General features: G+C 68.5%; 11 protein-coding genes. 8 read left to right on the top strand and 3 right to left on the bottom strand.

Annotation, left to right across the window (positions count from 1 at the left end; genetic code table 11):
• Positions 1-35: 35 nt before the first annotated feature.
• From dxs to xseB, 3 genes are read right to left on the bottom strand one after another with little or no spacing between them, the layout of a single operon-like run.
• Positions 36-1,886, bottom strand: coding sequence for a 1-deoxy-D-xylulose-5-phosphate synthase (dxs, locus tag AACL56_RS11045; protein WP_339089877.1), 1,851 nt, complete (start codon positions 1,884-1,886; stop codon positions 36-38).
• 21 nt (positions 1,887-1,907) lie between these two features.
• Positions 1,908-2,828, bottom strand: coding sequence for a polyprenyl synthetase family protein (locus tag AACL56_RS11040; RefSeq protein WP_425337006.1), 921 nt, complete (start codon positions 2,826-2,828; stop codon positions 1,908-1,910).
• On the bottom strand, positions 2,825-3,091 hold the full coding sequence (gene xseB, locus AACL56_RS11035; RefSeq protein WP_339089875.1) for an exodeoxyribonuclease VII small subunit: 267 nt from the start codon (positions 3,089-3,091) through the stop codon (positions 2,825-2,827). Before xseB ends, AACL56_RS11040 begins: the two co-directional genes overlap by 4 nt.
• 233 nt (positions 3,092-3,324) lie before the next feature.
• Here xseB and AACL56_RS11030 point away from each other — a divergent pair, with 233 nt between their 5' ends.
• From AACL56_RS11030 to AACL56_RS10995, 8 genes are all read left to right on the top strand, one after another.
• Positions 3,325-4,464 carry an aromatic ring-hydroxylating oxygenase subunit alpha gene (locus AACL56_RS11030; protein ID WP_339089874.1) on the top strand — a complete coding sequence of 380 codons (1,140 nt, stop codon included), beginning with the start codon at positions 3,325-3,327 and terminating at the stop codon, positions 4,462-4,464.
• Between the two features lie 147 nt (positions 4,465-4,611).
• Positions 4,612-5,529 (top strand): DMT family transporter, encoded by a 918-nt coding sequence (locus AACL56_RS11025; RefSeq protein WP_339092846.1) that lies wholly within the window; start codon positions 4,612-4,614, stop codon positions 5,527-5,529.
• Positions 5,530-5,570: 41 nt separating this feature from the next.
• A complete protein-coding gene (locus AACL56_RS11020) occupies positions 5,571-6,479 on the top strand; it encodes a sulfurtransferase (RefSeq protein WP_339089873.1) in 909 nt (302 codons plus the stop codon).
• 50 nt (positions 6,480-6,529) lie between these two features.
• Positions 6,530-7,069 (top strand): DUF2796 domain-containing protein, encoded by a 540-nt coding sequence (locus AACL56_RS11015; protein ID WP_339089872.1) that lies wholly within the window; start codon positions 6,530-6,532, stop codon positions 7,067-7,069.
• A gap of 3 nt (positions 7,070-7,072) precedes the next feature.
• Entirely contained in the window at positions 7,073-7,837 is a 765-nt protein-coding gene (locus AACL56_RS11010; protein ID WP_425337005.1) for an ABC transporter ATP-binding protein, read from the top strand.
• Positions 7,838-7,892: 55 nt separating this feature from the next.
• Positions 7,893-9,155: an ABC transporter permease gene (locus AACL56_RS11005; RefSeq protein WP_339089871.1), complete on the top strand. Its 1,263-nt coding sequence runs from the start codon at positions 7,893-7,895 to the stop codon at positions 9,153-9,155.
• A gap of 2 nt (positions 9,156-9,157) precedes the next feature.
• A complete protein-coding gene (locus tag AACL56_RS11000) occupies positions 9,158-9,811 on the top strand; it encodes a DUF3299 domain-containing protein (RefSeq protein WP_339089870.1) in 654 nt (217 codons plus the stop codon).
• 155 nt (positions 9,812-9,966) lie between these two features.
• Complete coding sequence (locus AACL56_RS10995; RefSeq protein WP_339089869.1) at positions 9,967-12,198, top strand: DUF3300 domain-containing protein; 2,232 nt, start codon at positions 9,967-9,969, stop codon at positions 12,196-12,198.
• The last annotated feature ends 12 nt before the right edge of the window (positions 12,199-12,210 follow it).

Below are 12,210 nucleotides of genomic sequence, written 5' to 3'. Positions count from 1 at the left end.
CTTTCCCCGGGAGGGGAAAGAGCAATACCGAAAACTCAGGCGCGGCCGAAGCGGTCGGCGATGGATTTTTCGATGCCTGCCGCATCGAGCCCGATGCCCGACAGCAGCTTGGCCGGGTCGCCGTGTTCGATGAAGCGGTCGGGCAGGCCCAGCTGCAGCACCGGCTTCTGCACATTGGCAGCCTGCAGGGCCTCCAGCACCGCGCTGCCGGCGCCACCCATGATGGCGCCCTCTTCCAGCGTGACGATGGCGTCGTGCGTGGCCGCCACTTTCAGCAGCAGCTCGACATCCAGCGGCTTGGCCCAGCGCATGTTGACCACGGTGGCATCGAGCAACTCGGCGGCGGCGAGTGCGGGGTACAGCAACGTGCCGAAGGCAAGAACGGCGATCCGCTTGCCTTCGCGGCGGACTTCGCCCTTGCCCAGAGGCAGGGATTCCAGCGTGAGGTGCGGCGCCACGCCGGCACCCGAGCCGCGCGGATAGCGCACGGCCACCGGATGGTTCTGCTCGTAGGCGCTGCTCAGCAGCTGGCGCGTTTCGCGCTCGTCGGCCGGGCACGCGATGCTCATGTTGGGAATGCAGCGCAGGAACGGGATGTCGTACGCGCCCGCATGCGTCGCGCCATCGGCGCCCACCAGCCCGGCGCGGTCGAGCGCGAACACCACCGGCAGGTTCTGGATCGCCACGTCGTGGATCAGCTGATCGTAGGCGCGCTGCAGGAAGGTCGAGTAGATCGCCACCACCGGCTTCAGCCCCTCGCAGGCGAGGCCGGCCGCGAAGGTCACGGCGTGCTGTTCGGCGATGCCGACGTCGTAGTAGCGCTCGGGGAAGCGCTTCTCGAACTCCACGAGTCCCGAGCCCTCGCGCATCGCGGGCGTGATGCCCACGAGGCGGCCATCGGCGGCGGCGGTGTCGCACAGCCACTGGCCGAACACCTGCGTGAAGGTCTGCTTGGCGACGGCGGTCGGCTTGACCAGGCCCACCTGCGGATCGAACTTGCCGGGGCCGTGGTAGGCCACGGGGTCGGCCTCCGCCAACTTGTAGCCCTGGCCCTTCTTGGTGACCACGTGCAGGAACTGCGGGCCGTCGAGGTGCTTGAGGTTCTCCAGCGTGGGCACCAGCGAGTCGAGGTCGTGGCCGTCGATAGGGCCGACGTAGTTGAAGCCGAACTGCTCGAACAGCGTGGCCGGCACCACCATGCCCTTGGCATGCTGCTCGAGGCGCTTGGCCAGTTCGAACAGCGGCGGCGCATTGCGCAGCACGCTCTTGCCGACGCTCTTGGCGGCGGCGTAGAAGTTGCCGCTCATCAGCTGCGCGAGGTAGCGGTTGAGCGCACCCACCGGCGGGCTGATCGACATGTCGTTGTCGTTCAGGATCACCAGCAGCTTGCAGTCGCACACGCCCGCGTTGTTCAGGGCCTCGAAGGCCATGCCGGCCGTGAGCGCACCGTCGCCGATGATGGCCACGGTGTGGCGGTCTTCGCCCTTCTGCTTCGCGGCCATGGCCATGCCCAAGGCGGCCGAGATGCTGGTCGACGAGTGCGCGGTGCCGAAGGTGTCGTACTCGCTCTCGGTGCGCTGCGGAAAGCCCGAGATGCCGCCGATCTGGCGCAGCGTGGGCATGCGCTCGCGCCGGCCCGTCAGGATCTTGTGCGGGTACGTCTGGTGGCCCACGTCCCACACCAGCCGGTCGTGCGGCGTGTTGAACACATGGTGCAGCGCGACCGTGAGTTCGACGGTACCGAGGTTGGAACTCAGGTGGCCGCCGGTGCGCGAGACGTTGTCGAGCACGCAGGCGCGCACTTCGTCGGAGAGCTGGCGCAGTTGGGCCCGGTCGTATTTGCGGATCGGTGCGGGGTCGTGGAGTGTGGGGAGCAGCGGAGCCATGAAGGGTTGTTCTTTTCTCTCTCAGCGATCTCGGTCGACCACCATGTGGGCCAATGCGCGCAGCGCTGCGGTGTCGGCCAGCCCGCTTCGTTCCAGCGCGGCGAGCGCGTCGGCCAGCAGCTGGCGGGCCTGGGCGCGCGCGCCGTCGAGGCCGAGCAGCGAGACGTAGGTGGGCTTGTCGGCCGCTGCGTCCTTGCCGGCGGTCTTGCCCAGGGTCTGCGAGTCGGCGGTGACATCGAGGATGTCGTCGACCACCTGGAACGCGAGGCCGATGGCCGCGCCGTAGTCGCGCAGCGCAGCCAGCGCGGCCGATGAGACAGGGCCGCATGCAGCGCCCATCTCCACGCTGCCCTGCAGCAGCGCGCCGGTCTTCAGGCGGTGCATTTCGCGCAGTTGCGCTTCGTTCAGTGCGATGCCGACGCTGGCGAGGTCGATCGCCTGGCCGCCCGCCATGCCCTGGCTGCCCGCGGCGCGTGCGAGCAGGCGGCACAGCGAGGCCTTCATCGCGGGTGGAATCTCGTCGCCTTCGGGCGTGAGCAGCTCGAAGGCCAGGGCCTGCAGCGCATCGCCGGCCAGCAGCGCGTCGGCCTCGCCGAACTTGACGTGCACCGTGGGTTTGCCGCGGCGCAGGACGTCGTTGTCCATGCACGGGAGATCGTCATGCACCAGCGAATAGGCGTGGATCAGCTCGGTGGCGCAGGCCGCGCGCAGGGCCGCGACAGTGTTGCCGCCGACGGCCTCGCTGGCCGCCAGCACCAGCAGCGGCCGCAGCCGCTTGCCGCCGTCGAGCACGGCATAGCGCATCGCGTCGCCGAGCAGCACCGGCGCATCGACGCCGACCCAGCGCGACAGCGCCGATTCGACATTCGCCAGGTGGGGTTCGCTCCATCCGGCCAGGGTCTTCGCGTCCCAATGGGGGGGATTCATCGTCGCGGCGCTCATTCGGCCGCCCAGGCCTTGAGGCTGCCCGCGTCGAGCACCTTGATCTGGTCCTCGACCGCCTGCAGCTTGTCGCGGCAGAAGGCGAGCAGCGCGGCGCCGCGCTGGTAGCTGCCGAGCAACTGGTCGAGCGGCAGCTGGCCCGATTCGAGTTCCGCCACCAGCTGTTCCAGTTCCTGGAGTCCGGCCTCGTAGCTGGCAGGCAGCGGGCCGGTATCGGGCGTTGCCGCCGGGCTGGTCGGGGAAGGAGAAGGCACCTTGGGCATGCAAGCGAAACGTGGGTGAAACCGGGCATTTTAGGACGGTGACCCGGGCGCCCGCCGCAGGCACCCCGAAGCCGGACAAAAAGGCGAGGGGCAAAAAAGTGCCCCCCGGGTACAATGCGAACTTCTCTCGTTGACGAAGTCAGCACCCTCTTCGGGCCGCCGAACCACACAGGCGGCGCCTTTCCGTTCTTTTTTCTTCTTCTCTCCCTGTGGGGAGCTTGGTCAGGTCCTCCATGTCTGATTTAAGTCTTCAACTGCAGCAGGCCGCGAGCCAACTTCCAGTTTCCGCGTATTTCGACGAGGCCCTCTATGCCCGCGAAATGCAGAACCTTTTTGCGCGAGGGCCCCGCTATGTCGGCCATCGCCTGGCCGTGCCCGAAAAGGGCGATTTCCATACGCTGCCCCAGGAGCACCAGGGCCGCGCGCTGGTGCACACGCCCAAGGGCGTGGAGCTGATCTCCAACGTGTGCCGCCACCGCCAGGCCCTGATCCTGAAGGGCCGGGGCCAGCTCGACAGCCAGACCGGCGGCAACATCGTCTGCCCGCTGCATCGCTGGACCTATGCCGCGAGCGACTCGCGCACCACCGGCACGCTGATCGGCGCCCCGCACTTCGAGCAGGACCCCTGCCTGAACCTGCACAACTACCCGCTGACCGAGTGGAACGGACTGCTGTTCGAAAAGAACGCCGACGGCTGCGGCCCCGACGTGGCCGCCGACATGGCCGGACTCGGACCGCAAGCCGATCTCGACTTCTCGGGCTACGCGCTCGACCGCGTCGAATTGCACGAGTGCAACTACAACTGGAAGACCTTCATCGAGGTCTACCTCGAGGACTACCACGTCGGCCCGTTCCACCCCGGCTTGGGGCAATTCGTCACCTGCGACGACCTGCGCTGGGAGTTCAAGCCGCGCTACTCGGTGCAGACGGTGGGCGTGGCCAACCGGCTCGGCCGCGCGGGCAGCCCTGTCTACCAGAAGTGGCAGGAGCAGCTGCTCAAGTACCGCGAAGGCAAGCCGCCGAAGTACGGCGCCATCTGGCTCACCTACTACCCGCACGTGATGGTCGAGTGGTATCCGCACGTGCTCACGGTGTCGACGCTGCACCCGGTCAGCCCGACGAAGACCCTCAACATGGTCGAGTTCTTCTATCCCGAGGAAATCGTCGCCTTCGAGCGCGAGTTCGTCGAGGCCCAGCAGGCCGCCTACATGGAAACCTGCGTGGAAGACGACGAGATCGCCGAGCGCATGGACGCCGGCCGCCGCGCGCTCATGCTGCGCGGCGACAACGAGACCGGCCCCTACCAGAGCCCGATGGAAGACGGCATGCAGCAGTTCCACGAGTGGTACCGCAGCGCGATGCAGAACGCCTGAGCCGATGAACGCGGCATCGACGGGTGTTCGGGGAACACCGCGGAACCGGCTTCGCCGGGCCGCCGGTGTTGCCCCCGGCGAGGGGGCAGGAGAAGCGACACGAAGTGCGCGAAGTCTGGGGGAGAGCCAATAGTGCAAGCGCTGTGGATGGTGCTGGGGGCCTTTCTGTTCGCCACGATGAGCGTGGTCGTCAAGATCGCCTCCGAGTGGTTCAACAGCGGCGAGATGGTCCTGGGACGCGGCCTGATCGGCATCGTGTTCCTGTGGCTGCTGGCGCGCAGCCGCGGGGTGTCGCTGGCCACCAGGTACCCCGGCATGCACGCATGGCGCAGCACCATCGGCGTGGTGTCGCTGGGCGCGTGGTTCTATGCGATCGCGCACATGCCGCTGGCCACCGCGGTCACGCTCAACTACATGAGCAGCGTGTGGGTCGCGGCCTTCCTCGTGGGCGGCGCACTGCTGGCCTGGGTGCCGGTGCCCGGGCGCGACGGCCGGGTCCAGCGACCGCCTTTGCAGGGCGCGCTGGCCATGACGGTGCTCGCGGGCTTCGTGGGCGTGGTGCTCATGCTCAAGCCCAGCGTCAGCGGCAACGAGGGTTTCGCCGGCATGCTGGGCCTGCTGTCGGGCCTGACCGCCGCCTTCGCCTACATGCAGGTGGTGGCGCTGTCGCGCATCGGCGAGCCCGAGTTGCGCACCGTCTTCTACTTCGCGGTCGGCTCGGCCGTGGCCGGCGCTTTCGCCACGGCCGCCACGGGGTTTTCGGGCGGCAGCGCATGGACATGGCAGCATGCGCTGTGGCTGCTGCCGATCGGCCTGCTCGCCGCCCTCGGACAACTTTGCATGACGCGCGCCTACGCCACGGCCAAGACCCAGGCCGGTACGCTGGTGGTCGCGAACCTGCAGTATTCGGGCATCGTCTTCGCTGCGTTCTACGGCGTGCTGGTGTTCCACGAGCGCATCGACGCCGCCGGCTGGGGCGGCATGGCCCTTATCATCGCCAGCGGCATTGCTGCAACTGTGTTGCGACAACGGGCGGTGCCCAAGGCGCCGGCGGAAGAACACTGACAGACGCAACGACGACGTCACTTTTCGAAGGAGCAAGCACCATGTACACCACCCTCATCTCCGTCGAACAGTTCCAGCAGCTGCAGGCGGGCGACACCCCGCACATGGTGTTCGACTGCAGCTTCGATCTCATGAAGCCCGAGGCAGGCGCGCAGCAGTACGCCGCCGCGCACATTCCGGGCGCTCACTACGCCAACCTCGACACCGACCTCAGCGCCAGGCATGGCGCACCCGGCGCGCATGGCGACGTGGTGGTGGCGCAGGACGACGGGATTCCGGCCTCGGGCGGGCGCCATCCGCTGCCCAGCCGCGAGAAGTTCGCGCAATGGCTGTCGAGCATCGGTTTTGCCAACGGCATGCAGGCCGTGGTGTACGACCGCAACGGCGCCAACTACTGCGGGCGCCTCTGGTGGATGCTCAAGTGGATGGGCCACGACGCCGTGGCCGTGCTCGACGGCGGCCTGCAGGCCTGGCAGGCCGCGGGCGGCGAAGTCACGGGCCGCGAGGAGCCCGCTCGCTTCCAGTCGAACTTCGTCACCGGCGAACCGATCGCGAAGCTCGTCACCACCGACACGGTGGTGCGCCGGCTCGGCCAGCCTGACCAGAACCTGATCGACGCACGCGCCGGTGCACGTTACCGCGGCGAGGTGGAACCTCTGGACCCGATTGCCGGTCACATCCCGGGGGCACTCAACCGCCCCTTCGCCGAGAACATCGGCCCAGACGGCAAGTTCAAGCCGGCCTCGCAACTGCGCGCCGAGTTCGAATCGCTGCTCGGGGGCCGGGACCCGGCGAGCGTTGTCCATCAGTGCGGCAGTGGCGTGAGCGCCGTGCCCAACCTGCTCGCGATGCAGATCGCGGGTCTGGGGACGACCGCGCTCTATGCCGGCAGCTGGAGCGAATGGAGCAACACGCCGGGGCTGCCGACCCGGCAAGGCGCTGAACCATGACATTGACGAATCGACGATTCCGGACACTGCAACGCACCGCCGGTCTCGCAATGGCCGCCGCACTTTTCGCGGCCGCCCCGTTCCTGCCGGCCCAGGCGCAACAGCAGCACGCGCACGTTCACGGCCAGCTCAAGCTCGACGTGGCCATCGACGGCCCCACGGTGGTGATCGACATGGAGTCGCCGCTGGACAACATCGTCGGCTTCGAACGCGCGCCCAAGACCGATGCCGAGAAGAAGGCCGTGGAGGACGCGGTGGCCCAGTTGCGCTCGGCCGACAAGCTGTTCGTCGTCGACCCCGCGGCCAACTGCAAGCTCGGCCCCGTCGACCTGCGCTCCGGCGCGCTCGGCCTCGGCAACCCGGACCCGGCCGAGCCCGCCGGCCACGCCGACCTCGACGCCACCTTCTCCTTCAACTGCACCAATGCGGCCGCCGCGAAGTTCATCGATGTGAATTTGTTCGGCGCCTTCAAGGGCCTGCGGCAGATCGATTCGCAGATCGCCTCCGCGCAGGGCCAGTTCAAGCGCCAGCTGAAGCGGCCCGCCGGTGCGCAGGCCGCGCAGCCCGCGCGCCTGAGCTGGGGCAAGTAGGACGTGAGCACCACCGCTCACGCAGGGTCGGCGGGTTCCGCCGACGCCTCGCTGCTGCGCGTCGTGCTCGCCGCCGAGGCACTGCGCTTCACCTGGCCCGGCGGCAAGGCGCCCTGCATCGACATCGAGGCCTTCCGCATTGCCGCTGGCGAATCGGTGTTCCTCCACGGCCCGAGCGGCTGCGGCAAGAGCACGCTGCTGTCGCTGCTTGCCGGCGTGCTGGTGGCCGACGAAGGCCGCGTCATGCTGCTGGGCCACGACTGGTCGCAGCTCTCGGGCGCCGCGCGCGACCGCTGCCGCGTGGCGCACGTGGGCTACATCTTCCAGCAGTTCAACCTTCTGCCGTACCTGAGCGTGCTCGACAACGTGCTGCTGCCCTGCCGTTTCTCGGCCCGGCGTGAAACGCAGGCCTCGCGCAACGGCAGCGCGCGCGAGGAAGCCGAACACCTGCTCTCGCAGATGGGCCTGGACCGCAACCTGTGGACGCGCCAGGCGCTGCAGCTTTCCGTGGGCCAGCAGCAGCGCGTGGCCGCGGCGCGTGCGCTCATCGGCCAGCCCGAGGTGGTGATCGCCGACGAGCCGACGTCGGCGCTCGACGAGGACCGGCGCGAAGCCTTCCTCGACGTGCTGCTGACAGCTTGCGTCGAGAACCGCAGCGCCCTGGTGTTCGTGAGCCACGACCAGCGCATTGCACAGCGCTTCGCGCGGCACGTGCTGTTGCCCGAGATCAACCGCGCCGCGAGCAGCGCGATGGCGGTGGACGCATGAGCCGCCGGGCCGCTCCCAGGACGAATGCCGCAGCGCGCGGCGCGGAGGTCTGCTGATGCGGGCGCTTTTCTCGATCGCATGGCGCAGCGCCTGGAACCGGCGCTTCACGCTTGCGCTCACGGTGTTCTCCATCGCGCTGTCGACCTTCCTTCTGCTCGGCGTGGAGCGCATTCGCACCGAGCTGCGCGAGAACTTCGCCTCGTCCGTCTCGGGCACCGACCTGATCGTCGGCGCGCGCACCGGCTCCACGCAGCTGCTGCTGTATTCGGTGTTCCGCATCGGGGCCGCCACCAACAACATCTCGTGGAAGAGCGTGCAGGCGCTGCAGGCGCACCCGGGCGTGGACTGGGTGGTGCCGCTGTCGCTGGGCGACTCGCACCGCGGCTTCGCGGTGCTGGCCACCTCGACCGACTACTTCACGCGCTTTCGCTACGGCGACAGGCAGACGCTGAAACTGCGCGAGGGCAAGCCCTTCAGCGAGCTGTTCGACGCGGTGGTCGGCGCCGAGGTGGCCGACAAGCTCGGCTACCACGTGGGCCAGAAGATCACCCTGGCGCACGGCAGCGGCGAGCTCAACGTGGCCGAGCACGCCGACAAGCCCTTTACCGTGGTCGGCGTGCTCGCGCGCACCGGCACGCCGGTCGACCGCACTGTGCACATCGGCCTCGCGGCCATGGAAGCGATCCACCTCGAATGGGTGGGCGGCGCACCGATGCCCGGCGTGCACATCCCGGCCGAGCAGGTGCGCAAGTTCGACCTCACGCCCAAGAACGTGACGGCCGCGCTGGTCGGCCTGAAGAACCGCGCCGCGGTATTCGGCGTGCAGCGCTGGATCTCCACCTACACCGGCGAACCGCTCATGGCCATCCTGCCCGGCGTGGCGCTCGACGAACTGTGGAGCGTGATCGGCATCGGCGAGAACGCGCTGCTGCTGATGTCGGCGCTGGTCGCACTCGTGAGCCTCGCGGGCCTGGTGTCGGTGGTGATGGCAGGCCTCAACGAGCGCCGGCGCGAGCTCGCCGTGCTGCGCGCCGTGGGCGCCGGGCTTCGCCATGTGCTGGCGCTGCTCGCGCTCGAAGGCGCGATGGTCACCGTGCTCGGCGTGGCGCTCGGCGTGATGATGGCGGTGCTGGGCATCGCCCTGCTCTCGCCATGGCTGCAGGCGCAGTTCGGGCTGACATTGAGCCTTTCCGAACCTACACTGAACGAATGGCTGCTGATGGCGAGCCTGCTGGTCGCGGGTTGGCTCGCGAGCCTGCTGCCCGGCATCCGCGCCTACCGGCTCTCCCTGGCCGACGGCCTCTCACCGAGAATCTGAACATGCCCATCGCCCACGCAACGACCACCACGAAGCCCTTCAGGGCCATGGCCATCTCGCGCGTTTCCATGCTGATCGCCGGAGCCGGCCTCGCCGCTGCCGCCTGGGCCGCCGAGCCCGCACCGAAGGACACCACCGCAGCCAACCCGCTCGGGGGCAAGACGGCGGCGCCGGCCGCGGCCAAGGCCACGCCGGGGCAGGCGCGCCAGATCACCTGGGAAGAACTGGTGCCCAAGGACTGGGACCCTGCCAAGGAGTTCAAGGGCATGGACCTGAGCGCGCTCGACGACGGCGACCCGAAGGCCAACGAGCTGCTCATGAAGATGCAGGAGGTATCCAACAACGCCCCCACCAACCCCGCCATGAACGGCGTGGAGGTGAAGATCCCCGGCTTCATCGTGCCGCTCGAGGAAGCCAAGGGCGAGGTCACCGAGTTCCTGCTGGTGCCCTACTTCGGCGCCTGCATCCACACGCCGCCGCCGCCGGCCAACCAGATCCTGCACGTGGTGCCGCAGAAGGGCGCCAAGTTTCGCGCCATGGACACCGTCTGGGTCACCGGCAAGCTCCAGACGCTGCGCAACGACTCGATGATGGGCGTGAGCGGCTACCACGTGAGTGCGGCCAACGTCACCAAGTACACGGGCGGTTCCAAGTAAGCAGGCACTCCGGCCTGTGGTTCTGCGCCGACAGGGTTGACGGCGCAGAACCGACACAGACCGTTGCATCCGCGGCGCAGGCTCTGTCATCGCCTCCTGCCGCGCACCGTTGAAAGAGTTCCGGGCGCGACGCCGGCGTCCTCATGGAACTCCAGATGACCAACAACAACTTCGCCCCGCGGCTGCTGACGATCTCGCTGTGCATCGGCGCGCTCGTGCTCGCAGGCTGCGACAAGACGTCCTCCACGGTCACGCCGCCGCAGCAGGCCTCCACCGATCCGACGACGACCATGCCTGCGCCGTCGGTTCCGCAGACACCCGCTGCGGCTGCGCCGGCCGCGGCTGTGCCGGCGGCCTACGCGCCGCCCTCGGCCGAGCAGCTCTACCAGATGGTCGCGCCCATCGCGCTGTATCCCGACAAGCTGGTGGCGCAGGTTCTAGCGAGCGCCACCTACCCCGACCAGATCACCGCCGCGCACGAATGGCTGGGCCAGAACAGGAACCTCAAGGCGGGCCCGCTGGCCGATGCCGCGAACCAGCAGCCGTGGGACCCGAGCGTGAAGTCGCTCACCGCGTTCCGGCCCGTCGTGGACCAGCTCGCGGGCAACATCCCGTGGACCACGGCACTCGGCCAGGCCTACTACAACGACCCGGCCGACGTGATGAACGCGATCCAGGTCATGCGCCAGCGCGCCGCCAAGGCGGGCCGGCTGAAGAACAACGACAAGCTGCGCGTGGCGAGCGCCGCCACGCCGCGCAACTACGTGCCGGCGCCGGACATGCAGCCGGTGTACGGCGGGCCTGCCATCATCGAGGCGCCGTCCGAGCTCATCACCATCGAGCCGGTACAGCCCGACGTGGTGTACGTGCCGGCCTATGACCCGCAGGTGATCTACGGTGCGTCCGAGCCGGTGTACCCCGGCTATGCCTATGCGCCGCCCGTGGCCGTAGCGCCGGGCTACAGCGGCGGCCAGCTCGCGGCGGCAGGCGTGCTCGCATTCGGCGCCGGCGTGGTGGTGGGAAGCGCGCTCGAGCGGCACGGCTGGGGCTGGAATTCCTGGAACGTGAACTGGGGCGCACCGCGCGCGCGTGGTCGCGACCGCGACCGAGGCGCCCCACCTCCACCGGCATTCGCGCGGCCTGCGGTCGTCTACAACAACAACACCTACGTCTCGCGATCGACCACCGTGGTCAACAACGTGAACGTGCGAAACGGCTACGCCAACAACGGCGGTGAGCGTGGCGGTGTGCCGCCGAATTTCGCAGGCGGACCGGGCTTCGCGCAGCAACAGCAGGCTCAGCAGGCCATGCTCGCGCAGCAGCAGCAGCAGCAGCAACAACGTCAACAGCAGCAGGCGGCCGTAGCGCAGCAACAGGCGCAGGCGCAGGCGCAACAGCAACGAGCCCAGCAGCAGGCCCAGCAACAACAGGCCCAGCAACAACAGGCACAGCAACAGCAGGCCCGTCAACTGCAGGCGCAGCAGCAACAGGCGCGGGACCAGCAGCAGCAAGCGCGGCAACAACAGGAACAGCAGCGCCGCCAGCAGATGCAGCAAGCCCAGTTGGCACAGCAGCAGCCGCGCGGCGGCAACCCGCAAGGCATCCAGCAACAACAACTCCAGCAGCAGGAGCAGCAGCGCCGCCAGCAGATGCAGCAGGCCCAGCTGGCGCAGCAGCAGGCGCGCGGAGGCAATCCGCAAGGAGCGCAACAACAGCCACAGCAGGCCCTTCAACAACCGCAGCAACGCCAGCAGCAGGAGCAGGAACAGCGGCGGGCCCAGGCTCAGGCGGAGCAGTCACGGCGACAGCAACAGCAACAACAGGTTGCGCAGAACGAGGCGCAACAGCAGCAGGCCCAACAGCGCGCGCAGCAGCAGGCGATGCAGCAGCAACAGCAGGTCCAGCGGCAACAGCAGCAGCAGGCGCAGCAGCAGCAGGCGCAACAGCAGCAGGCGCAACAGCAGCAAGCGCAGCAACAGCAGGCACAGAACCAGGCGCGGCAGCAGCAACAGGCGCAGCAGGAGCAGATGCGCCGCCAGCAGCAGGCTCAGCAGCAACAGGCTCAACAGGCTCAACAGGCGCAGCAGGCTGCAGCCGCGCAGCAGGCGGCGCGCGCCCAGCAAGAGCAACAGCAACAGCAACAGCAACAGGCTATGCAGCAGCGCCAACAGCAGATGCAGCAACAGCAGCAGATGCAACAGGCCCGCGCGCAGCAGCAGGCCCAACAGAAGCAACAACAGATGCAGCGCCAGCAGCAGATGCAGCAACAACAGCAGCAGCACCAGCAGGCACAACAACAGCAGGCGCAGCAACGCGCCGCAGCAGCCGCGCAGCAGCAACGTCAGCGCCCGCCGGGCCGACCCGGCGAGCCGGGACAGCAGCCCTAGCGACGCAGCCGT

The organism is Variovorax paradoxus (genome assembly GCF_902712855.1).
GTDB lineage: Bacteria > Pseudomonadota > Gammaproteobacteria > Burkholderiales > Burkholderiaceae_C > Variovorax > Variovorax paradoxus_Q.
The sequence above is the reverse complement of the archived record's forward strand: the minus strand, read 5'-3'. Positions and strand labels throughout refer to the sequence as shown.